The sequence below is a fragment of the Aurantiacibacter odishensis genome, assembly GCF_003605195.1.
Taxonomy (GTDB): domain Bacteria; phylum Pseudomonadota; class Alphaproteobacteria; order Sphingomonadales; family Sphingomonadaceae; genus Alteraurantiacibacter; species Alteraurantiacibacter odishensis.
Window position 1 is genome coordinate 201,150 of the sequence record NZ_QYOS01000019.1, and the last position, 26,327, is coordinate 227,476.

A 26,327-nucleotide genomic window follows, 5' to 3' on the forward strand; every position below is an offset into this window, starting at 1 on the left:
CCGCGCCGGGAACTATTCGGCTGATCGGGCTTTGCGAGGCGCTCCTACCCCGTCCCGCGATTCGCCCTGACAGGCACGCCCACTCATGTTAGAAGGCGACACATGACTACAGACACCCTGGAAAAGACCGACTACACCCAACTCATTGAAGACCTTGCGAAAAGGGGTCGAGCCGCGCAGCGCAAGCTGGCCCGCGCCAGCGATGCGGAGAAGGCTGCCGGCCTGCGCGCCGCCGCCCAGGCCATCCGCGCCGATTCGGCCAGCATTCTCGAAGCCAACGCGAAAGACATGGCCGCAGGCGAGGAGCGCGGCCTTACCGGCGCCATGCTCGACCGGCTGAAGCTGGATGAAGAGCGGCTGGAAGCCATCGCCGGGGCCATCGAAAACGTTGCCAAGCTGCCCGATCCGGTTGGCGAAGTGATCGACAACCGCAGTTCGCCCTCCGGCTTCGGGCTGGAGCGCGTGCGCATTCCCATCGGCCTGATCGGCATCATTTACGAAAGCCGTCCAAACGTGACTGCTGATGCCGCAGCTCTGTGCCTGCGTTCCGGCAATGCGGCGCTGCTGCGCGGCGGGAGCGAGGCTATCCATTCCAACCGCGCGCTGCACGCCGCCTTTGCCAAGGGGCTGGAAGAAGCGGGCCTGCCTGCCGATGCCATCCAGCTGATGCCGACGCAGGACCGCGAAGCCGTGGGCGCGATGTTGAAGGCCGCGGGCCTTGTCGACATGATTGTGCCGCGCGGAGGCAAGGGCCTGGTGGCCCGCGTGCAGGAAGACGCCCGCGTGCCCGTGCTCGCCCACCTCGACGGCATCTGCCACACATATATCCACGCCGATGCCAACCCCGACATGGCCCGCGAGATCGCGGTGAATGCGAAGATGCGCCGCACCGGGATTTGCGGCGCGATGGAAACACTGCTCATCGATTCCAGCTTCGGCGAGGGCGACAAGGTGCTGGCGGCAATCGCCGATGCAGGCTGTGAACTGCGCGGAGACGAACGGGCGCAAAAGCTCGATTCCCGCGTTAAGCCGGCAACGGCGGAGGATTGGGACACCGAGTACCTCGATGCCATCCTCTCGGTAGCCGTGGTCGATGACATCGACGGAGCGATGGAACACATCGCCGCGCATTCCTCCGGCCACACCGAAGCAATCATCACCGACGACGACAAGGCGGCCGAGCGCTTCCTCGCCGAGGTCGACAGCGCCATCGTGATGCACAACGCCTCCACCCAGTTCGCCGACGGCGGCGAGTTCGGGCTTGGGGCGGAAATCGGCATTGCGACCGGTCGCCTGCACGCACGTGGCCCGGTGGCGCTGGAAGGCCTCACCACCTACAAGTGGCAGGTGAAGGGCAAGGGGCAGGCTCGACCGTAACCTTAGCCCGAGGGGAGGGGCAGGCATGCGCTACAACAGGCTCGGCAATTCCGGCCTCGTCGTTTCCGAACTGTGCCTTGGCACGATGACGTTCGGCACTGCCCCTTCCGGCATATTTCAGCACGACCTCGACCAAGAGGGCTCCACCACGCTGGTGAAGCAGGCGCTCGATTCTGGCGTCAATTTCATGGACACGGCAAATCTCTATTCGGCGGGCCAGAGCGAGGAATACCTCGGCCAGGCGCTGCGCGATACGGGCGTGGCGCGAGATCAGGTAGTGATCGCCACCAAGGGCATGGGCCCGATGGGCGAGGGGCCGAACGACAGCGGCAATTCGCGCTATCACCTGCTGAACCAGATCGATGCCAGCCTCGACCGGCTCGGCCTCGATCACGTCGATCTTTACCAGATTCACGGCTGGGATCCGAACGCGCCAATGGAAGAAGGCCTGCGCGCGATGGAGGACATTGTGCGTTCGGGACGCGCGCGATATATCGGCGTGTCCAACTGGGCCGCCTGGCAGATCGCCAAGGCGCTGGGCATTGCCGAACGGCGCGGATGGGACAAGTTCGTCTCCAACCAGGCGCTCTATGCGGTGACGGGGCGCGAACTCGAACGCGAGCTGGTGCCGATGATGCTGTCGGAAGGACTGGGCCTGATGGTCTGGAGCCCGCTGCTGGGCGGCCTCCTTTCCGGCAAGTACCAGTTCGAGGACGGCGACATCAGCGGCGAGGGCCGCCGAGCCAAGCTGGATTTTCCGAGGGCGGACAAGCATCTGGCTGCAAGGGCGGTGGAGGCCATGCGCCCCATGGCCGAGCGGCACGGCGTCACGGTGCCTGCCATCGCGCTTGCCTGGCTGCTCCATCAGCCCGTAACCTCTTCGGTTATCGTAGGGGCCAAGCGGGAGGAGCAATTGGCACAAAACCTTGCCGCGACCGACGTGGAGCTTTCGTTGGAAGAGCTGGCCACGCTGAGCGAGATCGGCGCGCGTGAGGACGAATACCCGGCATGGGCGATCAAGTCGCAGGACCGGCGACACGGCTTCCGCATTTCCCCCCGACGCAAGCCGGACTGATGAGAGGCCCCGTTACCGGGCTGCTGGGTGGCAGCTTCAATCCGGCCCACGCGGGCCATCGCCGGATCACCCTGTTCGCCATGGCCGCGCTGGGCCTGGACGAGGTGTGGTGGATGGTCTCTCCTGGCAACCCGCTCAAACCCAGGAAGGGAATGGCCCCGCTCGCCGCCCGTGTCCGTTCTGCCAAGGCCGCCAGCAGGCGCGCCCCGATCAAGGTGACAGCCATCGAACGCGAACTGGGCACCCGCTATACCGTCGACACCCTGCGCGCGCTCAAGCGTCGCTATCCGCGCCGCCGTTTCGTGTGGCTGATGGGCAGCGACAACCTCGCGCAGTTTCACAATTGGCGGAATTGGCGGCAGATCGCGCGGGAAATGCCCATTGCCGTGATCGCGCGTCCGGGGTATGACGATGCTGCTCTTGCGAGCCCCGCAAGAGCCTGGCTGCGCGATTACCGGTTATCCGCAGCCGGACTACGCAACCGGGGCGAATGGAGCGCACCCGCGCTGATAGAGCTGCGTTTCGATCCCGATCCGCGTTCGGCCACACAGATACGCCGGGCGGATCCTCACTGGGCGGAAGACCACGCCGGTCCGCCGCCAAGGGACGAAGTGACGCATTCCCTCATCCATGAAAGTCACAAGGGGGCGGACGCGTGAGGCGTGCAGCCCTTTACGCTTTTGTCCTTCACCCCATATACGGAGCATGACCTTTCGCGATGAGCCAAGCCAACACAGGAACGCCGCTGCGTTCCGCCGACACGGGCAACCGCCGCGCAACTGCAACCATCCTTTCCATGCCTGATCTAGAAACAACCATTCACGCCGAACCCGGCACGCTCCACGCACTGATCCTCGAACAGCTCGATGACGACCAGGCGCAGGACATCGTCTCCATCCCGCTCGAAGGCAAAAGCTCGATCGCCGATCACATGGTCGTCGCCTCGGGCCGCTCGACCCGGCAGGTCGCCGCCATGGCGATGAAGCTGGCCGAGAAGCTCAAGCAGTCGGGCGAGCAGAGCCCGCGCATTGAGGGTCTTCCCGCTGCCGACTGGGTGCTGATCGATGCGGGCGACGTCGTCGTCCACCTGTTCCGCCCCGAAGTGCGCAGCTTCTACAACCTGGAGAGGATGTGGGGCTTCGGCGAGGACGGGCAGACGCGGCAGATGGGCAGCGCCTGATTTGTTAAGCCCTCAAGCGCCGGGCGCAGCGCGTCCGCGCTGCTTGGCTTTCTCCGCATAGGCTCAGGCGCGCGTTCGCGCTTGCGGTTGCTGCGCAACCGTGTCCCGCGCAGAGATCGGCCAATCTCTCTGGCTCGGTCCGCGACCAGCGGATCGCAAGGCCGAACGGCCGCCCGCAGGTGCCGCGCAGCGAAGCGGAGCGAACAGCACCGAGGACGCAAGCGCGGAGGCGCTTGCGGAAAACAAACTAATCGCGGAAAGCCAATCCAGGGTATCAGGCAGGAGCCGCAACCATTCTTCTTCACATCATCGCCCGCGGCAAAATCGCCCGCTCTCCCGAAGAGGAACTGGTGGAGCGCTATGCCAAGCGCATCCAGTGGCCGCTGAAATTCACCGAACTGCCCGAAACCGGCGGACGCATTCCCGATCCGCAGACACCGTTCAAGACGGTCCTCCTGGACGAACGCGGCAAGAACCTCGGCTCCGAGGAATTCGCGCGCGTTCTCGAACGCTGGCGCGACGACGGGATGCGCGAATGCCGCTTCGTGATCGGCGCGGCGGACGGACACTCTAAGCAGGAGCGCGACGAGGCGGACCTGCTGATATCCTTCGGCAAGGCCACCTGGCCGCACCTGCTGGCCCGCGCCATGCTGGCGGAGCAACTGTTCCGCGCCACCTCCATTCTTGCAGGCCATCCCTATCATCGGGCAGGATAGAGCGCGATGCACCGCGCCATCCTCCTCATCGGCTCGATAGCCTTCTGCGCTGCGGCGGCATTCGCTCAACGCGCGCCCGTCAGCCAGAGCCCGGAGGACATGCGCGCCGCCCTCGCCGAAGCGCTGGCAGAGCGCGAGAACGCCGAGGCGCGCAGCCAGCGGTTTGAGGAAGAAGCGGAAGAGGCACAGGACGCCGCCGAGCGCGCCGCTCGCGAAGCCGCTGCGCTCGCCGCCCGCGTGCAGCAGGCGGAGGCCGGGATTGCCGCTGCCCGGGCCCGCATTGCCATGATCGACCGCGAACAGGCCGTCCTGCGCGAGGAACTGGGCCGCGAGCAGCAGCCGGTGGTCGAACTTACTGCCGCGCTCCAGCAGTTCTCCCGCCGCCCGCTCGTGCTCTCGGTGATGCGACCCGGTTCCGTGAAGGACGTGGTGTACCTGCGGGCCATGCTGCACGACACGGTGCCACAGGTGCAAGCGGGCACCCGCGATCTGCGCAACCGCCTCAACCGCGCCCGCGAACTGCGGCGGGAAGCTTTGGCCGCCGCGCAGGTGCTGGAGGCGGAGGAAACCGCGCTGGCCCAGCGGCGTGAGGAGCTGGCCGAGATCGAGACGCGCGAGCGCCTCGCCGCCCGCGCCGCCGGGGGGGCGGCGAGCCGGGAGGTGGACCGCGTTCTGGCGCTGGCCGAGGAAGCGCGCGATCTCGACAGCCTGGTGAGCGAACTCGACCGGGCAGCCGATCTGCGGCAGCGCCTAGCCGCGCTGCCGGGGCCGCGCCTGCGCCCTTCGCAGCCCGGCGCAGCGCAGCGGGTCAGCCCGCCTTCTCCCACGCCATCGCAAGCACAGGCGCAGGGCGCGCCCCGGCCGTACATGCTCCCGGTTTCTGGCCGTACCGTGATCGGCTTCGGTGCGCCGCAGGCATCGGGCCTCAGCCGCGGGCTGACGCTGGCACCGATCGGCGGGGCGCAGGTGGTGGCGCCTGCTGCAGGTCGCATTGCCTTTGCCGGTCCCTATCGCGGCTATGGCAGCATCGTGATTATCGAGCACGGTGGCGGCTGGACCAGCCTGGTAACAGGCTTGGCCCGCAGCGACGTGGACGTTGGCGAGAGTGTGCGGGCAGGCTCCCCCCTTGGCATTGCAGCGCCGACCGATCCCAGCGTGACGCTGGAACTGCGCCGCGACGGTGAAGCGGTGAACCCGATCGCCAATATTCGCTGAATGTCTCTACCGGGACCGCATTGCACCCTCATCTGGCGTTAAGACGCGCCATGCGATAAACGGGCAACTGGGACTCCCTCCTTGCCGAGGACGATACGTATATGAAATTCGCACCCGCCATCCGCGCTGCCGCCCTTTGCACGGCCGTTGCGCTCGTGCCCGCCACCACTGCCGCCATCGCGCAGGTGGAAGGCCGCGCCTCGCCCGAATTCGCCAAGCTGTTCGCTACCTATCAGCGGATCAAGGCGAGCTACGTGGAGCCGGTGGACGACGAGGTGCTGATCCGCGGGGCTATCGACGGGATGCTCGCCGCCCTCGACCCGCATTCGGCCTATCTCGACGGCACGGCGCTGGAACGCCTGACCACGATGATCGACGGCAACTACCAGGGCCTTGGCATTTCGGTGCAGATGGAGGACGGCGCGGTGAAGGTGATCTCGCCGTTCCGTGGCAGCCCTGCCGATGCCGCAGGGATCAAGGCCGGTGACTACATCACCCACATCAACGGCGAACTCATCTACGGCATGGAGCTGAACGATGCCGTGGCGCAGATGCGCGGGCCTGCGGGCACCGACATCGAGGTAACGATTTTCCGTCCCGGTCGCGAGGACAGTTTCGAAGTGCAGGTAACGCGCGGCGTTATCGAGCTGGAGCCGGTGACCTGGGAATTGATGGACGGCAATATCGGCCACATCAGCGTGAACGAATTCTCCGCAGACGTCGGTGCCGACGTGCGCCGCGGTCTGCGCGAATTACAGGAGCAGGCCACTGGCCGCCTCGGCGGGCTGGTGCTGGACCTGCGCCGTAATCCCGGCGGTTCGCTGGACGAGGCCGTGGCACTGTCCGACCTGTTCCTCACTGACGGGCAGATCGTGTCGCAGCGCGGTCGTTCGCGGCGTGAGACGATCTACTACGATGCTGAAACCGTCTATCGCGGCGACGTGGCCGAGGGCCTGCCCATCATCGTGCTGATCGACGAAGGCTCCGCCTCGGCCAGCGAGATCGTGGCAGGCGCGCTGCAGGATCACCGCCGCGCGCTGGTGATGGGCGAGCGCAGCTTCGGCAAGGGCAGCGTGCAGACGCTGCTGCCGCTCAGCCGTGATTCGGCACTGAAGCTGACCACGGCGCGGTATTACACGCCTGCAGGTCGCAGCGTGCAGGAAGGCGGGATCGAGCCCGATATCCGCGTGCCTCAGCTTTCCGATCCCGATGCAGAGCGTCGCCAGCGCATGGCGCTGCGCGAAAGCGACCTTCGCGGGCATCTCGTGGGCGAAATCGGCGTTGAGGACGAGAACCTGGAGCGCGACCGCCTCGACGATCCGCGCTTCCAGCTCACCGCTGCCGAACTCGAAGAGCAGGGCGTGGATGACTTCCAGCTCGACTATGCCGTGCGCACCCTGCGCCGGACGAGCGGCGTGAACGTGGCCGTCCGCGGCGAGAACGGATCGCGCCGCTGAATAGCAACTGGGCTTCGACAAGTCCCGGATGAGCGATTAGGGAACGAAGGATGAGCACACCGCTTTCCCCTTCCGACAGGCTTGCCCAGCGACTGGCGCTCGGCATCCCTGCCATCCTACTCGCCGGAGCTTACATCTCGGAATACGGCTTCGGCCTGTTTCCGTGCGAGATGTGCTGGTGGCAGCGTTATCCGCACTTCGTGGCCGTGGCGCTGGCTTTCGTTTCCTACGTGTCCCCGCCGAAGCGCGCATGGATCGGCCTTGCCGCGCTCGCCATCGCGGTTTCCGGTGCGATCGGTGTTTTTCATGCAGGCGTCGAATACGGCTGGTGGGAAAGCCCCCTGGGCTGCACCTCCACCGATCCCTTTTCGCTGGAATTCGTACGGTGTGACGAGCCGGCATGGACGCTGATGGGCATTTCGCTGGCGGGCTTCAATGCCCTCCTTTCCATCGGCAGCGCCATCGCCATATGCATGCTGTTGCTCGCCAAGGAGAGAACGCAATGACCGACGCTTTCAGGAAAGACCGTTCCGAAATGATCCGCGTGGACCAGGCGGGCGAATTCGGCGCCACCCGCATCTATGCGGGGCAACTGGCGGTCATGGGCGATCGCGGGCCGCACTCTGCGGAAATTCGCGGCATGGCGGAGCAGGAAGCGGGCCACCGCGCCGAGTTCGACGCGCTGATGGCAAAGCGCGGCGTGCGCCCCACGGCATTGCAGCCGTTCTGGAACCTTGCCGGCTATGCGCTGGGCGCGGGTACGGCCCTGATCGGGCCCGAAGCGGCCATGGCCTGCACCGCCGCGGTCGAAACCGAGATCGACAAGCACTATTCGCAGCAGCTCGACGAGCTTGAGGCGGACGGCGATGATCCCGAACTCGCCGACATGATTCACCGCTTCCGCGAGGATGAGCGCGAGCACCGCGATGCCGCCCTTGATGCCGGCGCGGAAAATGCTCCAGCCTATCCGCTGCTGTCCGCCGCAATCCGGCTGGGGTGCCGGGCGGCGATCAGAATTTCCGAGAAAATTTGACACAAACCAACTTCATCATGCGTTCAACAGGTAAGGTGCCATATGGAAACGAACGCAAAGCCGAAGGATCGATCATGACACGCCTCCTAGCCCTGACTGCCGCCTCCGCCATCGCCGCGGCATTGGCCACGACGCCAGCCGCTGCGCAGGACGATGCCGGAGATCGCGTGAACACGGTCATCATCTACGGCGACGATGAATGCCCGCAATCGACCGACGACATGATCACCGTCTGCGCCCGTCTTGATGAAAGCGAGCGCTATCGCATTCCGCCGAACCTTCGCACCAGCAGTTCGCCTCAGAACGAAAGCTGGACCCAGCGCGCACTGGCACTGGAAGCCGTGGGTGACTTCGGTCCGCTAAGCTGCACCCCGGTGGGTGCGGGCGGCGACCTGGGCTGCACGATGGAAATGATCGAGGCAGCCTACGAAGAGCGCGCCAATTCCAGCGACGTCCGCTTTGCCGAACTGATCGCCGAAGAACGCGCCGAACGCCTGGCCGCCATCGATGCCGATGCCGAAGCGACGCAGGCCCGCGTCGAGGAACTGGAGGAAGCCGAATTCCAGCGCCGCCGCGAGGCGCAGTCGCAACCGATCCCCGGCGAGGAAGTGGACCCGTCCGCCCCTCCCGCGACCGTTGTCGACCCCGATCGCGTGCCGCCGCGCGACGTGCCGCCGCCCAGCTTCGACGATGACGAGGAACAGGTGCCGCTTGACGCAGCGCCACCAGCAGAATTGCCGAATTAAGCCGGGGCGACCTCAGGTGAGCGCGATATCCGGCGCGTCTTCCTGCTTCATGCCCACGACGTGGTAGCCCGCATCGACGTGATGGGTTTCGCCCGTCACGCCCGATGACAGGTCCGAACAGAAATACAGGCCTGCGCCGCCCACGTCCTCGATCGTGACATTGCGCCGCAGGGGCGAATTCAGCTCGTTCCATTTGAGGATGTAGCGGAAATCGCCGATGCCGCTGGCTGCCAGCGTCTTGATGGGTCCGGCGCTGATGGCGTTTACCCGGATGTTATCCGGGCCAAGGTCGTTCGCGAGATATTGCACGCTGGTTTCCAGCGCGGCCTTGGCAACGCCCATCACGTTGTAGTGCGGCACGACCTTCTCCGCGCCGTAGTAGGTCAGGGTGACGATGGAGCCGCCCTCGGACATCAGCGGCGCGGCGCGCTTCGCAGCGGCGACCAGCGAATAGGCCGAGATGTTCATCGTCATCAGGAAATTGTCGAGACTGGTGTCGACATATTTGCCGCGCAACTCGCTCTTGTCGGAAAAGCCGATGGCGTGGACGAGGAAATCCAGCTTGCCCCACTTCGCCTCGATCTCGGCAAAGGCGGTGTCCATCGCGTCCATATCGGAAACGTCGCACTCGATCAGGAAGTCGCTGCCCACCTGCTCTGCCAGCGGGCCGACGCGCTTCTTCAAGGCTTCTCCCTGATAGGAGAAGGCCATGTCTGCACCTTGCTCGTGCAGCTTCTTCGCAATGCCCCAGGCCAGCGACTTGTCGTTCGCGAGGCCCATGATCAGGCCCTTCTTGCCTGCCATCAATCCAGTCATCGGGCAGTGTCCTCCATTGTGTCTGCCTCTTGCGCCAGCCGATCCTCCTCCTCCTCGGGCGTTTCGGCTAGCGCGGCGTTCAGTTCGGCGCCTGCCACAATCCCTAAGCCCACCAGCCAGAAAAAGAAAAGCGTGATCATCACCCCGGCCAGCGATCCGTAGGTCAGGTCATAGGCGAAGATGAGCCGCAGGACCGGCGGGAAAGCGAGCGCGACCATCGTCCACCAGCCGGTGACAAGCAGGGCGCCCGGCCACTTGCGATAGCGGCGGTGTCGATATTCGTGCGGCGTCAGCGCGATGAACAGCATCCAGATCGAGAAGAACAGGCCGACGGCGGTGACTATGCGCGAGTAGGAGAGGTTTCCGAGCGCATGGGCGAATTGCGGGAAATTCTCCTGGATCACGTTCTGCGCGGCGGAGATAGTCACTTGCGCGACCAGCGAGAGGATCAGCATGAGCACGGCGGCCACGATGATGCCGACCGAACTGATGCGGTATTTCCAGAAGGCCTTGGTGGCGCGCGTGCCGTAGGAACGGCGCAGGATATCGCGAATGGTCTCGATCAGGCTGCCCGTCGTCCAGAGTCCAAAGAGAGCGCCGATCCACAGCAGCCAGCCGGTGCGCGCTTCCATCACGGTGCGGGCCACCGGCTCGATCACCTCGGCGACAGTAGGGGGCAGGGCGGAGACGATCGCGGCAATGGTGGCCAGCCGTTCACCCTCGCTGCCGATGGCCGAAAGGATTGCGGCGGCAGTGATGAAGAAGGGAAAGATCGCCAGCAGCGACATATAGGCAAGGTTGCCTGCGTGGATGGTGCCGTCGTTGAAACAGCCCACCACCACGCGGCGGATCACTTCGATTGCGCGGGTGCTGATGCCGAAGCGGCCGCGGAAGGACGTGGAATGCCCACCTGCCAGCACCGTGCGCCGCCGCGCCTCTGGCGAGACATCCGCAGGCAGGGCGTCGTCGGCATCGACCTCGTGGGCTGTGGATTGCTCCATTACCTGCCGCTTCTAGCACCGCCAGCCATGCTGTCGAGCAGCGCGATGACAAGTCTCTGAAATCAAAGGCCCATGTGCTCGCGCGGATTGCCGGTATCCTTCCAGCCGTCCAGCGTCTTGGCGAGCTCGGTCGCGTCCTCGGGCAGCTGGATTTCCAGCGTCACCAGCTGGTCGCCGCGGGTGCCGCTCTTCTTGCTGAAGCCCTTGCCCTTCATGCGCAGAACCTTGCCGGAGCTGGAACCGGCGCCGATCGTCAGCATGACAGGGCCATCCACGGTAGGCACCTTGACCTTGGCTCCGTTCACGGCCTCGTCCAGCGTGATCGGCAGCTCCACGCGCACATCGTCGCCTTCGCGGTAGAAGAAGGGGTGCGGCTGGATGTCGACCACGACGATGCCGTCACCGTTGCCGCCGGGGCCCTTATGACCCTTGCCCTTCAGCCGCATCGTGGTGCCGTCCTCCACGCCTGCGGGCAGCGAGAGGTCAATGGTCTTGCCGTCGGCCAGCGTGATGCGCTGCTTGGCGCGCGTGGCTGCATCCACGAACGGCACGGCCAGCTTGTAGCGGATATCGGCCCCCTTCTGCGGCGGGGGAGGGGGCGGACGACGGAAGCCCTGCGGGCCGCCACCCATGCCGCCGCCCATTCCGGCACCGCGCGCAGAACTGCGCTGGTTACCGCGACCGAACAGCCCTTCGAAAAGATCGCCGAGATCAAGGTCTTCCGCACCGCCGAAGCCCTGGAAATCGCGCGAGGAATAGCTGCCGCTGCCGCCGGGCCGCGCGCCGCCGAAGCCGCCACCCATGCCGAAAGGGCTGGTGGGGTTGCCGTCCGCGTCGATTTCGCCCCGGTCGAACTGGGCGCGCTTGTCCTTGTCGGACAGCAGGTCATACGCCTGCGTGACCTTGCCGAACTTTTCCGCGGCTTGCGGATTGTCCTTGTTGCGGTCCGGATGCAGTTCCTTGGCGAGCTTGCGATAGGCGGACTTGATGTCCTGCTCGCTCGCGGAACGGCTCACGCCGAGGGTGGAATAGGGATCAGCCATGGTGTGTTAGCTAGGTAAGGCAATGATATTTGGCAAGCAGGGCCTTTCATACGGCCCAAAGCGGGATTAATCGTCCTTCTCATGAGCGACACAGTAGATGCAATTCCCGTCACCGATCCCTTCGCGCTGTTCGATGAATGGTTCGCCGAGGCACAGGCGAGCGAGCCGAATGATCCCAATGCCATGGCGCTGGCAACGGCGACGCCCGATGCCGCGCCCTCGGTGCGCATGGTGCTGCTGAAGGGTCATGACGAACGCGGTTTCGTGTTCTACACCAATGCGCAGAGCCGCAAGGGCGGGGAAATCCTTGCCAATCCGCAGGCCGCGCTGCTGTTTCACTGGAAGAGTCTGCGCCGCCAGATCCGCATCGAAGGGCCGTTGACCGAAGTTAGCGAGGACGAGGCCAATGCGTACTTCCACTCGCGCCCCTTCGTCAGCCAGGTCGGCTCCGCTGCCAGCGACCAGTCGCGCCCGCTGGACAAGCGCGCCACCTACGATGCGCGGGTGAACGAACTTCGTTCCGCATACGAGGACGCAGGCGAGGTGCCGCGCCCGCCGCACTGGACCGGCTTCCGCCTTTCCCCGAAAGCCATCGAGTTCTGGCTCGACCGGCCCAACCGCCTGCACGAACGCCGCCGGTTCACGAGCGATGGAAAGGGTGGATGGTCCAGCACGCTGCTCTATCCATGAGCGATACCCGCGCCTCCCTCACCCGCAGCGCGGCCATGGCATCCATGGTCACGGCGCTGTTTCTCGCCGCTATCAAGACCTGGGCAGTCTGGCAGACCAGTTCCACGGCCATGCTCGGCAGCCTCGCCGATACGGCGCTCGATTTCGTGGCCAGCATGGCGACGCTGGTGGGCGTGTGGGTGGCGGCCCAACCGGCGGACGAGGAGCACCGCTTCGGCCACGGCAAGGCGGAATCGCTGGCGGCCATGTTCCAGATCATCCTGATCGTCTTGTCTGCCAGCGCAATCGCCTTCCGCGCCGTGCTGCACCTTGTGGAAGGCGGCGAGACGCAGGCGGCGGAGCAGGGGATTATCGTGTCGGTAATCGCCATTCTCGCCACCTTCGCGCTGATCGCGTGGCAGCGCCACGTCGTGCGGCGCACCGGTTCGCTGGCGATCAAGACCGACAGCGTCCACTACCAGTCGGACCTTTTCCTGAACCTCGCCGTGATCGCCGCGCTCGTGCTCGATCAGTATGTCGGCTTTGCCAAGGCAGACCCGCTGTTCGGCCTCGCCATCGCCGGCTGGCTGCTCTGGAACGCGTGGCAGGCCGCGACCGAGGCGATCGACCACCTGATGGACCGCGAATGGCCGGAAGAGAAACGCCGCGCCTTCGTGGAAGCGGCCGCTGTCCACCCGGAACTGACCAACCTGCACGACCTGCGCACCCGCACCAGCGGCAGCCATGACTTCGCACAGTTTCACGTCGACCTGCCCGGCACGATGACGGTGGAGCAGGCACACGTCATCATCGAGCGGGTGGAGGAAGACCTGTGCGCCCGCTTCCCCGGCCTGGAACTGCTGATCCACATCGATCCGCTCGGTCACGTGGACGAGCCGGACAACCCGCTCGTGGAAACCAACGAGTTCGAGCAATTGAAGGATACCCCATGACCCGCAAGTCGATCCCCTACTGGCACGTCGATGCCTTTGCCGCGAAGCCCTTTACAGGCAACCAGGCGGCGGTGGTGATGGTCGACAAGTGGCCGGATGACGACACCATGCGCGCCATCGCGGACGAGAACATGTTCGCCGAGACCGCCTTCCTGATCGAGACGCCCGAAGGCGACGCTGACTATGCCCTGCGCTGGTTCACGCCCACGGTGGAGGTTGCGCTGTGCGGCCACGCCACTCTGGCCTCGGGCCACGTGCTGCTGGGAGAGAACGAGGGCCGCGATGCCGTCACCTTCTCTACCCGCAAGGCCGGTATACTCGAAGTGCGCCGTGCCGATGCGGGCTACGAGCTGGCGCTGCCCGCCATTCCAACGCAGGAAGGCGAGTATCCCGAGGCCGTAGCCCTGCTTGGGGCCGAGCCCAAGGAGGTCTGGCGCAACCCGGATGGTTACATCGTGTTCCTGTTCGAGGACGGCGCCGCGATCCGCGCGCTCGAACCCGACCTGCGCGGTCTTGCGAAGTTGGGCGACGAGCAGTTCATCTGCACCGCGCCGGGGCGGGAAACCGACGTCATCAGCCGCAATTTCGTGCCCGGCGGCGGCGTGGACGAGGACATCTTCACCGGCTCCGCCCACGCCGTGCTGACCCCATTCTGGACCGAGCGGCTGGGGCGCGAGAGCTTCACCGCCTACCAGGCATCCCGGCGCGGCGGCCATGCTGTTTGCCGACTGGAGGACGACCGCGCTGTACTGTCCGGCGACTGCGTAACGGTGGTGGAAGGCCGCTTTTACCTGGAGGGGTAGAGCGCCACGATATCCTCGAGTTCCTCGACCAGCCGGTCACGGTTCTCGTCATCGGTCTTACCAAGGCGCACGACGGTCAGCCGCCGTTCCGGCGAGACCACGATATACTGGCCAAGGTGGCCCACGGCGGCAAAGATATCCTCGCCCAGCGCGCCGCCAAACAAAACGTCCCGTTCTTCGCCGGAGGGTTGGTTGAGCCACAGCTGCGCGCCGTAATCGGGCGCCGCAGGGCTGGGGCGGCGCATGAATTCGATCCACCCGCGCGGCACGATCTGCGCACCGCGCACCGATCCGTAATTGCGCAGGAACTCGCCGAACTTCGCCCAGTCGCGGGCCGTCGCCCAAAAATGACTGCCACCCACCAGCGTGCCTTGCGCATCGTATTCGCCCACCAGCGAATCCATGCCCAGCGGCACGGCAAGCCGCGCGTCGACATATTCGGCCATCGCCCGCTGCCGGGCATCGGCGCTTTCGCCTTCGGCAACGGTATCGGTGGCAATGTCGGAGAGAATTACCGAGCTTGCCGTCGAATACCGGAAGGTGGTGCCGGGTTCATGCTCGAGCGGCTGCGCTTCGGCCCAGCCAGACATGTTGTCGCGCCCGTCGAGGAACAGCATCCGCACCTCGGACGATTCGTAGGGCGGATCGCCGCCTTCGGTGTGGCGCAGGCCGGAGCGCATCTGCAGGAGGTGGCGCAGGGTCACGCCGCTGCGCGGGTCTCCGGGCCGTTGCCAGTGGGGGACGGGAGCCGGGTCGTCCAGCCGCAGGCGGCCGTCGGCCACCATCATCCCCAGCAGCACGGCCGTGACGCTTTTCGACATCGACCAGCCGGTGTGGCGGATGTCGGCGTCGTAGCCCTCGCCGTAACGCTCGGCCACGATCTCTCCGCCCTGCAACACCAGCAACGCGCGCGTCTCTCCGATATCCTCTGCGGTGAACAGGTCGTCCACGGCGCGGGCCAGGCGTTCGCGCGGCACGCCGGGATCGTCGACCACGGCGGCCATCGCCTCTTCCGGCACGGGCGGTTCGGGAGGCGGTCCGTCCTGCGAACAGGCGGAAAGCAAGGCGATTGCCAAAATGCTAGGCAGCAAGCTCGACAACGCACTTGGCGAGCGGGCAGGCAGGCGGCTAGGGGAGGATCGAAGCGTCATTGGCGCACACCCTTTCCTGCAGGATCCGGCAAATGGCAACCGCAAATAAGGCTGGCGACAAACGCCGCACCCCGTGGCTCAAGCTGCTCGCCGTCGTGGTGCTGATCGGCGGCGGGGTGGCCTGGTATTATGGCGATATCATAGATGGTTACGCGCAGGCTGGCACCGGCTACGCGGCGAAGACGGCCTGTTCGTGCCGCTTCATTGGCGGGCGCGAAATGGGCCAGTGCAAGGACGACCTGATGCCCGGCATGGCAGCGATCTGGCTAAGCGAGGACGAGGCCGCGCAAAGCGTGACGGCAAGCGTGCCGCTGGTGGAAAGCACCACAGCGACCTACCGCGATGGCTACGGCTGCGTGCTGGAGCGCTGGGACGGCTAGGAAAGCGTCGAAGGGGCCTTTTCCGTCCCCTCTATCCATCCGCCGCCGACCACCCGGTTTCCGGCATAGATCACCGCCGCCTGCCCCGGCGCGACGCCGAATTCCGGCTCTCCGAAGCGGATCGTCACCTCCGCGCCTTCGCCAAGCGAACCTTCCAGCGTGATCGGCACGGGCTTTGCCATCGAGCGGACCTTGGCCATCAGCGGCACGTCGGGCAGGGGACCGATCCGATTGGTCTCGATCACTTGCGCCGCGCTGACCGCCAGCATCCGCTTCGGCCCCACCAGCACCTGCGCCGCTTCGGGATCGAGTCCGACGACATAGAGCGGCTCCGGCTGGCCGCCGATTTCCAGCCCGCGGCGCTGGCCCACGGTGTAGTGGATGATGCCAGGATGCTGGCCCAGCACGTCGCCCGTCTCGGCATGAACGATGTCGCCCGCGCGCCCGCCCTCGGGACGCATTTTCTTCACGATCTTGGCATAGTCGCCATCAGGCACGAAGCAGATGTCCTGGCTGTCGGGCTTGTTCGCCACGACAAGGCCGAATTCCTCGGCAATCGCACGCACTTCGCTCTTGGGCAGGCCGCCCAGCGGGAAGCGCAGGAAATCGAGCTGCTCCTCTGTCGTCGCATAAAGGAAATATGACTGGTCTCGCGCCGGATCGAGCGCGCGGTGCAGTTCCGGCCCATGCTCCGTCGGTACGCGGCGCACGTAATGGCCCGTAGCGAGACAATCCGCGCCGAGTTCCTTCGCCATGCGCAGAAGATCCGTGAACTTGGGTCCCATGTTGCAGCGGATGCAGGGAATGGGCGTGCGACCCGCCAGGTATTCGTCGGCGAATGTCTCGACCACTTCCTCGCGAAAGCTGCTCTCGTGGTCGAACACGTAGTGCGCGATGCCAAGCCGGTCCGCCACCATCTGCGCGTCGCGGATATCGTCGCCCGCGCAGCAGGCGCCCTTGCGCCCGGTTGCAGCGCCGTAGTCGTAGAGCTGGAGCGTGATGCCCACCACTTCGGCACCGCTGCGCGCGGCCAGTGCCGCGACGACGGAGGAATCGACGCCGCCCGACATGGCCACCACGATGCGGCACTCGGCCGCAGGGCGGGGCAGGTCGAAAAGCTGCTCGGCATTAACCGAGACGGGGAGGTCTGCAATGCGGGACATGATGGCCGCGCCCATACACCAGCATGCGTCCGGGCAAAACCCCGCAGTCACGTCTCAACGTTCGGTAAAGGGCGGCTTTACCGGTTCTTGACGCTTGTCGGGCTACAGCCTTGCCTCATGTTCGAAGGCAAACCCATCCCCGCGCCCGACTCGCGCATTTCCGCCGTTGACGAGACGGTGGAGAGCACCCTGTGCGAGCTGAGCTGGGCCGACCTGACGGCACGGCTCTCTGCCGCCCGCGAATTGCGCGCCGAACTGGCGCACAGCGACGAGGCCGTGCTCGCCAGTTTCAATGCCCATTCCGCGCGCCACCTCGCGTCCCAGCACGACGGCTTCCGGGACGAGCATGACCAACGGGATGTTAACCCTGATGATTTAGGTAATGGCAAAGGCCAGGCGGCAGAACATGGAACACGCGCTGCCCGCGAGACATCGGCCACCCGAGGAAATACATGATCGAGAACCAGAAAATCCGCCCGGCGCAAGTCATCGGCCCCCTCGGAGAGCCGCTGACCATCGACGACCTTCCCTCGCCCAAGACGAAACGCTGGGTCGTGCGTCGCAAAGCCGAGGTCGTGGCTGCGGTGAACGGTGGCCTGTTGACCATCGACGAGGTGCTGGAGCGCTACAATCTCACGCTGGAAGAATTCGCCGGCTGGCAGCGCGCGGTCGACCGTTCCGGCATGCAGGGCCTGCGCGTGACCCGTATCCAGCACTACCGCGATCTTTACGAGCGTCAGCTGAAGTACTGATCGAGAGGAAAGCGCGTGAAATGCCCGTTTAAGGGCGATTTCACGCCTGGCCGCAAAGATGGCCCGGAACGTCGTCCTTGTGGCGGCGTTTTCTCTTTCGTAACCCTGATCTTGGGGGAACTCGAAGGAGGTATGTAATGGGTTGGATTATTGCACTAATCGTCGGCGGTATCGCCGGTTGGCTCGCCAGCATGGTGATGAACCGCGATGCCTCGATGGGCATTTTCTGGAACATCGTTGTCGGCTGCATCGGCTCCGTCATCGGCAACCTGATCGCTGGCCCGCTGCTTGGCGTGAGCGGCAGCGTGCAGGAATTCTCGCTGACCGGCCTGATCATCGCCATCGTGGGCGCCATCGTCCTGCTGGCCATCGTCAACTTGATCCAGCGTGGCCGCGTGCGTTAAAGAATACGCACGACAAAATGATACAAATTGCCCAAAGGGGTGGAAGGCCAAGGCTTTCCGCCCCTTTGAAGCGTGTGGAGCACACGTTTCATCGGAGACTATCGCGTCTTGGCAGATGGTCGCATTGCGCGCCGCACCATTAAGGGGCTATGGCGCGCGGGCATGGTCAAAGGGGCCGGTCGCGCGGGTGACCCTGGTGTTGTAGAACCCGGCGCGCGCTTAAAGAGGCATGATGCCGATGAATTATGAAACACGAGTCGACACGAGCGACACCGAAGATCGCGTAGAGCTGGACGAGGCATCCGGCCCCGACGCCGCGCGCGAGCGTCGCAAGAAGATGTGGATCGTGATCGCCGTGCTGGTTGCAGGGGCTCTGATCGCTGCGCTGATGCTCTCGGGCGGCGAGGAAGAAGTGCCGTTCGCCGCGCCCGAAAGCGCGACTGCGCCTGCGGTGACGGTGCTCGCGCCCGGCGCTGGCACGGTGCAAGGTGCAATAAATGCCACCGGTACGCTGGCCGCGCGCCGGGAAATGCCCGTTGGCGTGGTGGGCGAAGGTGGTCGCGTGGTTTCCGTCAACGTGGAGCCGGGCGACTGGGTCGGTGCAGGGCAGGTGCTGGCCGTGATCGACCGTTCGGTGCAGAGCCAGCAGGAATCCGCGCAGGCGGCGCAGATTGAAGTGGCACAGGCCGATGCCGAGCTGGCGCAGGCAAATCTCGACCGCGCACTGCAACTGGTGGAGCGCGGCTTCATCAGCCAGGCCGATATCGACCGGCTTACCGCCACCCGCGATGCCGCAGTGGCACGCGTGCAAGTTGCCCGCGCCCAGTTGGGAGAGCGCCGCGCGCGCAATGCCCAACTCAACATCGTAGCCCCCGCTGCCGGCCTTGTGCTGACCCGCAACGTGGAACCGGGCCAGGTGGTCAGCCCCGGATCGGGCACCCTGTTCAGCATCGCGCGCGGTGGTGAAATGGAACTGCTCGCTCGCATCGGCGAGGTCGAGCTGGACTCGGTTTCCGTCGGCGCCATCGGAACGGTTACTCCTGTAGGGGCGGAACAGCAGTTCCAGTGCACCGTCTGGCAGAAGAGCCCGGTGGTCGACGAACAGACGCGGCAGGGCACGGCTCGCTGCGCGCTGGACTACGACCCGGCGCTGCGCCCCGGTGGCTTCGCCAGCATCGAACTGGCGAGCGAGACCGTAGTGGCCCCGCGCCTGCCCGAAAGCGCGATACTGTCCGACGATCGCGGCAGCTACGTCTATATAATCGATGCTGACAACACCGTGGTGCGTCGCCCGATCGAGGTCGGTTCGATCAGCGACGAGGGTATCGTCGTGGCATCGGGCCTGCAGGGGAACGAGCGCGTGGTATTGCGCGCCGGTGGCTTCCTGACCGAGGGCGAGACTGTGCGACCCGTTACCCAGGGTCAGGCCGAATAACGACATGGATTTTTCGCAGATCTCTGCATGGTCGATCCGTAACCCGATCGTCCCCATCCTGGCTTTCATCGGCCTGATGCTGGCCGGCATCTTCGCTTTCCAGGACATGGAAGTGCAGAACCAGCCGGACATCGAGTTCCCGGTTGTCATCATCTCGATCTCGCAGCCCGGCGCGGCCCCGCCGGAAGTCGAGAATCAGATCACCCAGCGTGTGGAATCGGCCGTCCAGACGCTGGACGGCGTGGAAACCATCCGCTCCACCGCCAGCGAGGGCAATTCGCAGACCGTCATCGAGTTCGCCATCGGCACCGACATTGCCGAGGCGACGAACGAGGTGAAGAGCGAGATCGACAACATCCGTGGCGAGCTGCCCGACGGCATCCTCGAACCGCGCGTGTTCAAGCAGCAGACCAGTTCGCAGCCCATCGTCTCCTTCGGCGTGGCCGCGGACGACATGACGCTGGAGCAGCTGAGCTGGTTTATCGACGACACTGTCACCAAGCAGTTGCTGACTGTCGAGGGCCTGGCTGAAATCAACCGCAGCGGCGGCGTCGACCGCGAAATCCTCGTCATTCTCGATCCGGGCCGGATGCAGTCGCTGGGCGTTACTGCCAGCCAGGTGAACAGCGCGCTGCGCCAGCTCAACGTGAACGCTGCGGGCGGGCAGGCGGAAATCGCCGGATCGCGCCAGTCGGTGCGGGTGCTGGGCAACGCGGAAGATGCCTACGAACTCTCGCAAACGCAGATTTCACTTGGCGGCGGCCGTTCGATCAAGCTGTCGGACATTGCCACCGTGCGCGATTCCTATGGCGAGGTGCGCACGCTGGCGAAGTTGAACGGCAAGCAGGTCGTCACCTTCTCCATCACCCGCGCCCGCGGCGCGAGCGACGTGAGCGTTTATGACGACGCCGTCGAGGTGCTGCAGCAGATCGAGGATGCCAATCCCGGCATCACCTTCACCCGCCTCTTCACCGAGGTGGACTATACCCGCGGCGAATACGAAAGCTCGATGGCTCTCCTGGTGGAAGGCGCACTGCTGGCCGTGGTCGTCGTGTTCCTGTTCCTGCGCGACTGGCGCGCCACGATCATCGCCGCGCTGGCCATCCCGCTTTCCGCCATTCCCACCTTCTGGTTCATCGACATGCTCGGCTTCACGCTGAACACCATGTCATTGCTCGCACTCGGACTGGTGGCAGGCGTCCTTGTCGACGATGCCATCGTGGAGATCGAGAACATCGTGCGCCACATGCGCATGGGCAAGAGCGCCTACCAGGCATCCATCGATGCGGCGGACGAGATCGGCCTGCCGGTGGTGGCGACCACCTTCTGTATCGTGGCGGTGTTCCTGCCCGTTGCGCTGATGCCGGGCATTTCGGGCGAGTTCTTCAAGAACTTCGGCCTCACCGTGGTAGCCGCCGTGCTGGTAAGCCTGGCGGTGGCGCGCATGATCACGCCGATGGCGGCGGCCTATTTCCTGAAGGCAAAGGGCCACGCCAACCACGGCGAGGGCCGCGCGATGGACACCTACATGAAGGTGCTGCGCTGGTCGCTGGATAATACTGCTCTGACGAGGATGAGGGAGCGTATTGGCCATGTCCCAACGCACTGGTCCTTCCAGCTTTCTGCTTTGGCAATCGGTCTCCTTATCTTTGCGTTCCTGATGTCGCCCGCCGGGCTACTGACAGCGATGGGTCTGATGGGTGGCTTCGGTTGGGCCAAATTGGCCGGATTGATTTTCCTCCCGCTGCTGGCCTATTTCCTTGGCGGCGCCCTCATGCTGACAGTTGGGATGCTTCTTGGGCTCGTCATCGGTTATGAGCGAACTCATTTCACGGCGCGTGCGCGCTATCTTGCTGCCCGCTTCCTCGACCACCGCGTATGGATGATGCTGATCGGGTTCTTGGCGCTGATCCTCACCGTGATCGTCGCCTCCAGCATCCCGCAGCAGTTCTTCCCCGATGGCGACAGCGATTTCTCGCGCGTCTCGATCTCCATGGTGCCCGGCACCACGCTGGAGCAGACCGAGGCTGTCGTAGACGAGATTTCCTCCCGCCTGAGCGAAGAACAGGAAGTGGCGCTGGCGCTCGGCATTGCCCGCGAAGGGTCGGGCAACATCAGCCTCGTGCTGCGCGACGACCGCGAGCGCTCGAGCCTCGATTTCGAGCGCGAACTCACGCCCATCTTGCAGAACATCCCCGATGCGCGGGTGAACTTCCAGAACAACCAGGGCGGCGGAGGCGGCACGGGCCGTGCCATCTCGATCATGCTCTCTGGCTCCGATCCGGAACTGCTGTACGACACTGCGGCGACGCTGGTGGAGCAGATGGAAACGGTCGAGGGTGCGGTCGCCCCGCGCATCGACTACGACCTGCAGCGGCCCGAACTGCTGATCGAACCGCGCGAGGACCTTGCCTCCAGCCTCGGCGTCAGCACCAGTGCACTCAGCCAGGCGATCCGCATCGCCACGCTTGGCGACATCGACCAGAATGCGGCCAAGTTCTCCCTGTCGGATCGCCAGATCCCCATCCGCGTTCGGCTGGCGGAGAATGACCGGCGCAGCCTCTCCACCATCGAGAACCTGCCGGTGCCCACCGCGACGGGCGGTTCCGTGCCGCTGAGCCGCGTCGCCGATATCTCGCTCGGCATGGGGCCGACCTCGATCCAGCGGTACAACCAGAACCGCCGCGTATTCGTGGGCGTGGACGTTGCGCAGGGTGTGGCCCGCGGCACCGTGCGGACCGCCATCGATGCCTTGCCCATCATGCAAAACCTGCCAACCGGCGTCTCCAACGCGCCCGTCGGCGCGGACGAATGGCAGGGCGACCTGATCAACAATTTCATCACCGCCGTGATAACCGGCCTGCTGCTCGTGTTCTCGGTGCTGGTGCTGCTCTATCGCCGCGTCGTCTCGCCGCTGGTGAACATGAGCTCGCTTGCGCTGGCACCACTGGGCGGGTTCCTCGCTCTCTATATCGCCGGCATCGTGGCGACCGGGGCGCCCTATCCGTTATCGCTGCCGGTGTTCATCGGCATGTTGATGCTGCTCGGCATCGTGGCGAAGAACTCGATCCTGCTGATCGACTTCGCGATCGAGGAGATGGATGCAGGGGCGACCAAGCTGGCCGCCATCCTGGAAGCAGGGCACAAGCGTGCGCAGCCCATCGTGATGACCACCGTTGCCATGACGGCGGGCATGGTGCCCACCGCGCTCTCGCTGTCGGGCGACGGGGCCTGGCGCCAGCCGATGGGCATCGTGGTGATCGGGGGCCTCACGCTTTCCACCTTCCTCACCCTGCTGATCGTGCCCGCAGGCTTCAGCTTGGCGGACGGGCTGGAGAAGAAGCTCGGCCCGTGGCTGCGCGACCGACTGCTCACCTACAAGCCGGGCGACGAGAGTCCCGGTGGCCGGGAGATTCAGCCTGCCGAGTGAGGGCGGCCTGACGATGCGGGGCGGCGCTCCCCTGCCGCCAGATCGCGCACGCCGGATGCGGATCACCGCCACGCTGCTGCTCGTGGTGATGGCGGGGATATTCCTGCTCGCCCACAACATGCTGACGGTCCATCCGGCCTGGGGCTATGTCCATGCCTTTGCCGAGGCCGCGATGGTGGGCGGGCTGGCCGACTGGTTCGCCGTGACCGCGCTGTTCCGGCACCCGATGGGCATTCCCATCCCGCACACCGCGATCATCCCCGAAAACAGGGACCGGATCGCCGACACCATGGCGCAGTTCCTGCGCTCCAATTTCCTCACCCCGGTCGTGGTGGCGCGCCGGATGCGCGACATGAACGTGGCGAGAGTTGCGGGTGATTTCCTGGTCAAGCGCGGCGACGATACCGAGGGGCGCCTGCGCGCGGGCGCGGCGGGCCTGTTCGTCGAGCTGCTCGAATCGCTCGACCCCGAACGCCTGGGGCTACAGGTGAAGGCGGGCCTCGCGCGGCAGGCGGAGAAGCTGGATGTCGCGCCGTTGCTGGGCAAGATGCTGGAAGCCGCGATCGCCGATGGGCGGCACAAGCCGTTGATGGATTCGATGATCCGCTGGGCCGGGCTCACCTTGGAAGACAACGAGGACATGGTCCGCGACATGGTGCAGGAGCGCGCCAATTCGATCATCCGCTGGACGGGGCTGGACGGGCGGCTGGCCAACTCCGTACTGGACGGGCTTTACCGGCTGCTGGCCGAAATCCTCGTCGATCCCAACCATCCTCTGCGCGGCAAGGTGCAGGAAGGACTGGAGAAGCTGGCGCATGACTTGCAGCACGATCCGGAGACCCGCGCCAAGGTGGAGCGGATGAAGGTCGACCTTCTCAACAATCCCACCGTCGCCGACTGGTGGATGGGCGTGTGGGAACGCCTGCGCCGCTCGCTGATCGACAATATCCGCGATCCGGAAAAGGGCATGAGCGGCGAAGTCAGCCACTCGCTGGCGGAACTGGGCAAGACCTTGCAGGGCGATCCGAGGTTGCAATTGCAGGTGAACCGCTTTGCCCGGCGCACCCTGGTGGGCGTGGTCAATCGCTACGGCGAACAAATCGTCAGCCTCGTTTCCACCACGGTGAAGAGCTGGGACGCCAGCACCATCACCATGCGCATAGAACGTGCCGTGGGCCGCGACCTGCAATTCATCCGCATCAATGGCACGCTGGTGGGCGGCCTGGTGGGGGTAACTATCCACCTGCTGACGGAAGTCCTCTAGTCAGTCGCTCTGTCTGCTCCAGTCGCCCAGCAGTGCCGCGACTGGAACCAGCCAATAGCTGCCCAGAGTCCTTCCCTCGGCATCGCGTGCAGGATCGAAACGCGCGTTTTCCAGCACCTGTTCGCAAATCTGAGCGTTCAACTCCCCGTCCAGCGTGGGGAAATGGATATGGCATGACGTTGCCTCGCCTGTGTCATTCACCATCACGCGGACCTGATTGTAGCCGCCTGCAAGTCCGGCAAGCTGGTCGAACGGCACGGTGGTGGGCCTGATCAGAGGCCCTGCAAGGGGGATTGGACAATGCCGGAGCGTTGTATGTCGTTCTGCATCGACGCCCCAGCTGCCAAGCAGGTCATCGGTGCAAGTCTGCAGGACCGCCATCACATCATTCATCGGCCCGGTGTTGAATTATACTGCCCGTTGCAGTCCCCGGTCGAATACGAGGTGATCGATGGCCGCCGCACGCTCCCGCTCAACTTCCGGATCATAGCCAGGCGATTGTCCAGCTTCTCCCGCAGGAGACCCCAGGGCGAAGGTCGGTTCATCGCCGGCATTCGTGCGACGCTGGAATACCTGCGTGATCTCAGGTGCGGGTTCGATTGAAATGAAGCTGACGATTGTCAGCCGCCGATCATCCGGAGTACGCGAGGAGGAGAAATCGCTCGATTTTTCGGTCGGGCGCTGATCCCGGCTTGACGCGAAATGATAACCGATGGTGTCCGCACCGCGGAAACTTCTGATACTGTCACCGATGATCAACACTCGCATCGCGGGGCCAGGCTGGATCCGCTCAAAAGCCAGGGTTGTTTCATCGGCGTCGCTGCGCAGGCTGAGGACCAGCCGACAGTAATCTTCGCCAAAGTCCGCAGTCCAGGGCCCGGATGCTTCGAATACGCGTGGGCTGCTGTCTTGCGCCGGCGCAGGTATGGGAGTGGCCATTGCTGTCGCGGCGCAGGCGAGCGCAAGGTTTCGAAATCGCATAAAAGAAGCCCTCCCACGCGAAATGATATCCGCATGGGAGGGAGGCTTCAATCACATTGCCTGTATGATCGGTTTACAGCTTCTCGGTCAGTTCCGGCACGGCGTTGAACAGGTCTGCCACGAGGCCGATGTCCGCCACCTGGAAGATGGGGGCGTCGGGGTCCTTGTTGATGGCGACGATGACCTTGGAGTCTTTCATGCCGGCAAGGTGCTGGATCGCGCCCGAGATGCCGATGGCGATGTAGACTTCGGGCGCCACGATCTTGCCGGTCTGGCCGACCTGGTAATCGTTGGGCACGTAGCCTGCGTCCACCGCAGCGCGCGATGCGCCGATGGCGGCGCCCAGCTTGTCTGCCAGCGGGGTGATATACTGCTCGAACGTCTCGCCGTCCTTCAGCGCGCGGCCGCCCGATACGACGATGCCTGCGCTGGTGAGCTCGGGACGGTCGCTCTTCACCGCGTCCAGCTTCACGAACTGCGAGATACCCGCATCGCCGGGGCCGCTCGCGGCTTCCACGCTGGCGCTGCCGCCTTCTGCCTCAGCCTTGTCGAAGGCCGTGGTGCGAACGGTGATCACCAGCTTGGGATCGCTCGACTCGACCGTGGCGATGGCGTTGCCGGCATAGATCGGGCGGGTGAAGGTCCTGGGGCCTTCCACGCTGATGATGTCGCTGACCTGCATCACGTCGAGCAGCGCGGCAACGCGGGGCAGCACGTTCTTGCCGGTGGTGGTGGCAGGGGCCAGCACGGCGTCATAGCCGTCCATGAGGCCGGCAATCAGCGGGGCGAGGTTCTCGGCAAGACCGTTGGCATAGGCGGCATCGTCCGCCACCAGCACCTTCTCGACACCGGCGATGGCAGCATGCGCATCGCCAGCGGCGGTGGTGAGCACGTGCACCGGGCCGCCGAGCGCGGCAGCGGCGGTGATGGTGGCGAGGGTGGCATCGGCGACAGCGTCGCCGTGGGGTTCAGCAAATACGAGTGCGGTCATTTCATCTAACCTCTCATTCCGTTCGCCCTGAGCCTGTCGAAGGGCTGTCCTTCTCTCAGCGCGACGTTCAAAAACAAAAGCAGTCCTTCGACAGGCTCAGGACGCTCTGCGCGACTTACGCCACTCCGAGCGCTTTGAGCTTCGCGACCAGCGCGTCCACATCTTCAACGATCTCGCCAGCCTGGCGGACCGGCGGCTCGGAGACGTTGGTGGTGGTGAGGCGCGGGGCCACGTCGACGCCGTAATCGGCAGGCGTCTTGGTATCCAGCGGCTTCTTCTTCGCCTTCATGAT

General features: G+C 65.0%; 28 protein-coding genes and 1 pseudogene. 20 read left to right on the plus strand and 9 right to left on the minus strand.

The genetic code is table 11. The annotated features are described in order from the left end of the window. The first annotated feature begins 102 nt into the window (after positions 1–102). From D4Q51_RS03085 to D4Q51_RS03130, 10 genes are all read left to right on the plus strand, one after another. Positions 103–1,377 (plus strand): glutamate-5-semialdehyde dehydrogenase, encoded by a 1,275-nt coding sequence (locus tag D4Q51_RS03085; RefSeq protein ID WP_120076274.1) that lies wholly within the window; start codon positions 103–105, stop codon positions 1,375–1,377. Positions 1,378–1,402: 25 nt separating this feature from the next. Beyond that, positions 1,403–2,452: an aldo/keto reductase gene (locus tag D4Q51_RS03090; RefSeq protein ID WP_120076275.1), complete on the plus strand. Its 1,050-nt coding sequence runs from the start codon at positions 1,403–1,405 to the stop codon at positions 2,450–2,452. After that, entirely contained in the window at positions 2,452–3,111 is a 660-nt protein-coding gene (locus D4Q51_RS03095) for a nicotinate-nucleotide adenylyltransferase (RefSeq protein WP_120076276.1), read from the plus strand. Before D4Q51_RS03090 ends, D4Q51_RS03095 begins: the two co-directional genes overlap by 1 nt. A gap of 137 nt (positions 3,112–3,248) precedes the next feature. Beyond that, positions 3,249–3,632, plus strand: coding sequence for a ribosome silencing factor (rsfS, locus tag D4Q51_RS03100; RefSeq protein ID WP_120076320.1), 384 nt, complete (start codon positions 3,249–3,251; stop codon positions 3,630–3,632). Between the two features lie 293 nt (positions 3,633–3,925). Next, a complete protein-coding gene (locus tag D4Q51_RS03105) occupies positions 3,926–4,348 on the plus strand; it encodes a 23S rRNA (pseudouridine(1915)-N(3))-methyltransferase RlmH (RefSeq protein WP_120076277.1) in 423 nt (140 codons plus the stop codon). Positions 4,349–4,354: 6 nt separating this feature from the next. Continuing rightward, the gene (locus D4Q51_RS03110) at positions 4,355–5,563 is read left to right on the plus strand and encodes a murein hydrolase activator EnvC family protein (protein WP_240624536.1); all 1,209 of its coding nucleotides are present in this window, start codon (positions 4,355–4,357) and stop codon (positions 5,561–5,563) included. 101 nt (positions 5,564–5,664) lie between these two features. Further along, positions 5,665–7,020 (plus strand): S41 family peptidase, encoded by a 1,356-nt coding sequence (locus tag D4Q51_RS03115; protein WP_120076278.1) that lies wholly within the window; start codon positions 5,665–5,667, stop codon positions 7,018–7,020. Positions 7,021–7,070: 50 nt separating this feature from the next. Further along, a complete protein-coding gene (locus D4Q51_RS03120) occupies positions 7,071–7,526 on the plus strand; it encodes a disulfide bond formation protein B (RefSeq protein ID WP_120076279.1) in 456 nt (151 codons plus the stop codon). Further along, positions 7,523–8,053, plus strand: coding sequence for a demethoxyubiquinone hydroxylase family protein (locus D4Q51_RS03125; protein ID WP_120076280.1), 531 nt, complete (start codon positions 7,523–7,525; stop codon positions 8,051–8,053). Before D4Q51_RS03120 ends, D4Q51_RS03125 begins: the two co-directional genes overlap by 4 nt. A 74-nt stretch (positions 8,054–8,127) precedes the next feature. After that, complete coding sequence (locus D4Q51_RS03130) at positions 8,128–8,799, plus strand: hypothetical protein (protein ID WP_205689428.1); 672 nt, start codon at positions 8,128–8,130, stop codon at positions 8,797–8,799. A gap of 12 nt (positions 8,800–8,811) precedes the next feature. Here the strand turns inward: D4Q51_RS03130 and fabI are convergent, their stop codons facing one another. From fabI to D4Q51_RS03145, 3 genes are all read right to left on the minus strand, one after another. After that, a complete protein-coding gene (fabI, locus tag D4Q51_RS03135; RefSeq protein ID WP_120076281.1) occupies positions 8,812–9,615 on the minus strand; it encodes an enoyl-ACP reductase FabI in 804 nt (267 codons plus the stop codon). Continuing rightward, positions 9,612–10,616 (minus strand): YihY/virulence factor BrkB family protein, encoded by a 1,005-nt coding sequence (locus D4Q51_RS03140; RefSeq protein WP_120076282.1) that lies wholly within the window; start codon positions 10,614–10,616, stop codon positions 9,612–9,614. The genes fabI and D4Q51_RS03140 overlap by 4 nt, the downstream gene beginning before the upstream one ends. Positions 10,617–10,678: 62 nt before the next feature. Continuing rightward, a complete protein-coding gene (locus tag D4Q51_RS03145; protein ID WP_120076283.1) occupies positions 10,679–11,659 on the minus strand; it encodes a DnaJ C-terminal domain-containing protein in 981 nt (326 codons plus the stop codon). A gap of 81 nt (positions 11,660–11,740) precedes the next feature. On the opposite strand from D4Q51_RS03145, the gene pdxH reads away from it, so the two are divergent. From pdxH to D4Q51_RS03160, 3 genes are read left to right on the plus strand one after another with little or no spacing between them, the layout of a single operon-like run. Continuing rightward, positions 11,741–12,349, plus strand: a complete 609-nt coding sequence (gene pdxH / locus D4Q51_RS03150; RefSeq protein ID WP_120076284.1) for a pyridoxamine 5'-phosphate oxidase — start codon at positions 11,741–11,743, stop codon at positions 12,347–12,349. Continuing rightward, complete coding sequence (locus D4Q51_RS03155) at positions 12,346–13,281, plus strand: cation diffusion facilitator family transporter (RefSeq protein WP_120076285.1); 936 nt, start codon at positions 12,346–12,348, stop codon at positions 13,279–13,281. Before pdxH ends, D4Q51_RS03155 begins: the two co-directional genes overlap by 4 nt. Then, the gene (locus D4Q51_RS03160; RefSeq protein ID WP_120076286.1) at positions 13,278–14,084 is read left to right on the plus strand and encodes a PhzF family phenazine biosynthesis protein; all 807 of its coding nucleotides are present in this window, start codon (positions 13,278–13,280) and stop codon (positions 14,082–14,084) included. Before D4Q51_RS03155 ends, D4Q51_RS03160 begins: the two co-directional genes overlap by 4 nt. Here D4Q51_RS03160 and D4Q51_RS03165 read toward each other — a convergent pair. Then, the gene (locus D4Q51_RS03165; protein WP_240624537.1) at positions 14,069–15,160 is read right to left on the minus strand and encodes a serine hydrolase domain-containing protein; all 1,092 of its coding nucleotides are present in this window, start codon (positions 15,158–15,160) and stop codon (positions 14,069–14,071) included. The genes D4Q51_RS03160 and D4Q51_RS03165 overlap by 16 nt on opposite strands. Before the next feature lie 107 nt (positions 15,161–15,267). On the opposite strand from D4Q51_RS03165, the gene D4Q51_RS03170 reads away from it, so the two are divergent. Then, positions 15,268–15,615, plus strand: a complete 348-nt coding sequence (locus tag D4Q51_RS03170; protein ID WP_120076288.1) for a hypothetical protein — start codon at positions 15,268–15,270, stop codon at positions 15,613–15,615. On the opposite strand, the gene mnmA is transcribed toward D4Q51_RS03170, so the two are convergent. Beyond that, positions 15,612–16,778, minus strand: a complete 1,167-nt coding sequence (gene mnmA, locus D4Q51_RS03175) for a tRNA 2-thiouridine(34) synthase MnmA (protein WP_120076322.1) — start codon at positions 16,776–16,778, stop codon at positions 15,612–15,614. The two genes, D4Q51_RS03170 and mnmA, sit on opposite strands and share 4 nt — an antisense overlap. A gap of 117 nt (positions 16,779–16,895) precedes the next feature. Here mnmA and D4Q51_RS03180 point away from each other — a divergent pair, with 117 nt between their 5' ends. The 6 genes from D4Q51_RS03180 (at position 16,896) to D4Q51_RS03205 (ending at position 24,063) form a co-directional block, all read left to right on the plus strand. Beyond that, on the plus strand, positions 16,896–17,234 hold the full coding sequence (locus tag D4Q51_RS03180) for a hypothetical protein (protein WP_120076289.1): 339 nt from the start codon (positions 16,896–16,898) through the stop codon (positions 17,232–17,234). Then, positions 17,231–17,530, plus strand: coding sequence for a CtrA inhibitor SciP (sciP, locus tag D4Q51_RS03185; protein WP_120076290.1), 300 nt, complete (start codon positions 17,231–17,233; stop codon positions 17,528–17,530). The genes D4Q51_RS03180 and sciP overlap by 4 nt, the downstream gene beginning before the upstream one ends. A 137-nt stretch (positions 17,531–17,667) precedes the next feature. Then, on the plus strand, positions 17,668–17,934 hold the full coding sequence (locus D4Q51_RS03190) for a GlsB/YeaQ/YmgE family stress response membrane protein (RefSeq protein ID WP_120076291.1): 267 nt from the start codon (positions 17,668–17,670) through the stop codon (positions 17,932–17,934). 238 nt (positions 17,935–18,172) lie between these two features. Next, positions 18,173–19,369 (plus strand): efflux RND transporter periplasmic adaptor subunit, encoded by a 1,197-nt coding sequence (locus tag D4Q51_RS03195; RefSeq protein ID WP_120076323.1) that lies wholly within the window; start codon positions 18,173–18,175, stop codon positions 19,367–19,369. Positions 19,370–19,373: 4 nt separating this feature from the next. Further along, on the plus strand, positions 19,374–22,799 hold the full coding sequence (locus D4Q51_RS03200; RefSeq protein ID WP_120076292.1) for an efflux RND transporter permease subunit: 3,426 nt from the start codon (positions 19,374–19,376) through the stop codon (positions 22,797–22,799). A gap of 55 nt (positions 22,800–22,854) precedes the next feature. Next, positions 22,855–24,063, plus strand: a complete 1,209-nt coding sequence (locus D4Q51_RS03205) for a DUF445 domain-containing protein (protein ID WP_120076293.1) — start codon at positions 22,855–22,857, stop codon at positions 24,061–24,063. On the opposite strand, the gene D4Q51_RS03210 is transcribed toward D4Q51_RS03205, so the two are convergent. The 4 genes and pseudogenes from D4Q51_RS03210 to D4Q51_RS15900 form a co-directional block, all read right to left on the minus strand. Beyond that, positions 24,064–24,444, minus strand: coding sequence for a hypothetical protein (locus D4Q51_RS03210; RefSeq protein ID WP_162925110.1), 381 nt, complete (start codon positions 24,442–24,444; stop codon positions 24,064–24,066). A gap of 27 nt (positions 24,445–24,471) precedes the next feature. Beyond that, positions 24,472–25,002 carry a hypothetical protein gene (locus D4Q51_RS03215; protein WP_120076295.1) on the minus strand — a complete coding sequence of 177 codons (531 nt, stop codon included), beginning with the start codon at positions 25,000–25,002 and terminating at the stop codon, positions 24,472–24,474. A 115-nt stretch (positions 25,003–25,117) separates the two neighbouring features. Beyond that, a complete protein-coding gene (locus tag D4Q51_RS03220; protein ID WP_120075405.1) occupies positions 25,118–26,035 on the minus strand; it encodes an electron transfer flavoprotein subunit alpha/FixB family protein in 918 nt (305 codons plus the stop codon). Positions 26,036–26,150: 115 nt separating this feature from the next. Continuing rightward, positions 26,151–26,327 (minus strand): annotated as a pseudogene (locus D4Q51_RS15900) (electron transfer flavoprotein subunit beta/FixA family protein); the annotation flags it as partial.

Excerpts from the sequence above, each read along its gene's own strand:
- D4Q51_RS03085 (WP_120076274.1), top strand. The coding sequence starts at position 103 with ATGACTACAGACACCCTGGAAAAGACCGACTACACCCAACTCATTGAA.
- D4Q51_RS03090 (WP_120076275.1), top strand. The coding sequence starts at position 1,403 with ATGCGCTACAACAGGCTCGGCAATTCCGGCCTCGTCGTTTCCGAACTG.
- D4Q51_RS03095 (WP_120076276.1), top strand. The coding sequence starts at position 2,452 with ATGAGAGGCCCCGTTACCGGGCTGCTGGGTGGCAGCTTCAATCCGGCC.
- rsfS (WP_120076320.1), top strand. The coding sequence starts at position 3,249 with ATGCCTGATCTAGAAACAACCATTCACGCCGAACCCGGCACGCTCCAC.
- D4Q51_RS03110 (WP_240624536.1), top strand. The coding sequence starts at position 4,355 with ATGCACCGCGCCATCCTCCTCATCGGCTCGATAGCCTTCTGCGCTGCG.
- D4Q51_RS03115 (WP_120076278.1), top strand. The coding sequence starts at position 5,665 with ATGAAATTCGCACCCGCCATCCGCGCTGCCGCCCTTTGCACGGCCGTT.
- D4Q51_RS03120 (WP_120076279.1), top strand. The coding sequence starts at position 7,071 with ATGAGCACACCGCTTTCCCCTTCCGACAGGCTTGCCCAGCGACTGGCG.
- D4Q51_RS03125 (WP_120076280.1), top strand. The coding sequence starts at position 7,523 with ATGACCGACGCTTTCAGGAAAGACCGTTCCGAAATGATCCGCGTGGAC.
- D4Q51_RS03130 (WP_205689428.1), top strand. The coding sequence starts at position 8,128 with ATGACACGCCTCCTAGCCCTGACTGCCGCCTCCGCCATCGCCGCGGCA.
- fabI (WP_120076281.1), bottom strand. The coding sequence starts at position 9,615 with ATGACTGGATTGATGGCAGGCAAGAAGGGCCTGATCATGGGCCTCGCG.
- D4Q51_RS03140 (WP_120076282.1), bottom strand. The coding sequence starts at position 10,616 with ATGGAGCAATCCACAGCCCACGAGGTCGATGCCGACGACGCCCTGCCT.
- D4Q51_RS03145 (WP_120076283.1), bottom strand. The coding sequence starts at position 11,659 with ATGGCTGATCCCTATTCCACCCTCGGCGTGAGCCGTTCCGCGAGCGAG.
- pdxH (WP_120076284.1), top strand. The coding sequence starts at position 11,741 with ATGAGCGACACAGTAGATGCAATTCCCGTCACCGATCCCTTCGCGCTG.
- D4Q51_RS03155 (WP_120076285.1), top strand. The coding sequence starts at position 12,346 with ATGAGCGATACCCGCGCCTCCCTCACCCGCAGCGCGGCCATGGCATCC.
- D4Q51_RS03160 (WP_120076286.1), top strand. The coding sequence starts at position 13,278 with ATGACCCGCAAGTCGATCCCCTACTGGCACGTCGATGCCTTTGCCGCG.
- D4Q51_RS03170 (WP_120076288.1), top strand. The coding sequence starts at position 15,268 with ATGGCAACCGCAAATAAGGCTGGCGACAAACGCCGCACCCCGTGGCTC.
- mnmA (WP_120076322.1), bottom strand. The coding sequence starts at position 16,778 with ATGTCCCGCATTGCAGACCTCCCCGTCTCGGTTAATGCCGAGCAGCTT.
- D4Q51_RS03180 (WP_120076289.1), top strand. The coding sequence starts at position 16,896 with ATGTTCGAAGGCAAACCCATCCCCGCGCCCGACTCGCGCATTTCCGCC.
- sciP (WP_120076290.1), top strand. The coding sequence starts at position 17,231 with ATGATCGAGAACCAGAAAATCCGCCCGGCGCAAGTCATCGGCCCCCTC.
- D4Q51_RS03190 (WP_120076291.1), top strand. The coding sequence starts at position 17,668 with ATGGGTTGGATTATTGCACTAATCGTCGGCGGTATCGCCGGTTGGCTC.
- D4Q51_RS03195 (WP_120076323.1), top strand. The coding sequence starts at position 18,173 with ATGAATTATGAAACACGAGTCGACACGAGCGACACCGAAGATCGCGTA.
- D4Q51_RS03200 (WP_120076292.1), top strand. The coding sequence starts at position 19,374 with ATGGATTTTTCGCAGATCTCTGCATGGTCGATCCGTAACCCGATCGTC.
- D4Q51_RS03205 (WP_120076293.1), top strand. The coding sequence starts at position 22,855 with ATGCGGATCACCGCCACGCTGCTGCTCGTGGTGATGGCGGGGATATTC.
- D4Q51_RS03210 (WP_162925110.1), bottom strand. The coding sequence starts at position 24,444 with ATGGCGGTCCTGCAGACTTGCACCGATGACCTGCTTGGCAGCTGGGGC.
- D4Q51_RS03215 (WP_120076295.1), bottom strand. The coding sequence starts at position 25,002 with ATGGCCACTCCCATACCTGCGCCGGCGCAAGACAGCAGCCCACGCGTA.
- D4Q51_RS03220 (WP_120075405.1), bottom strand. The coding sequence starts at position 26,035 with ATGACCGCACTCGTATTTGCTGAACCCCACGGCGACGCTGTCGCCGAT.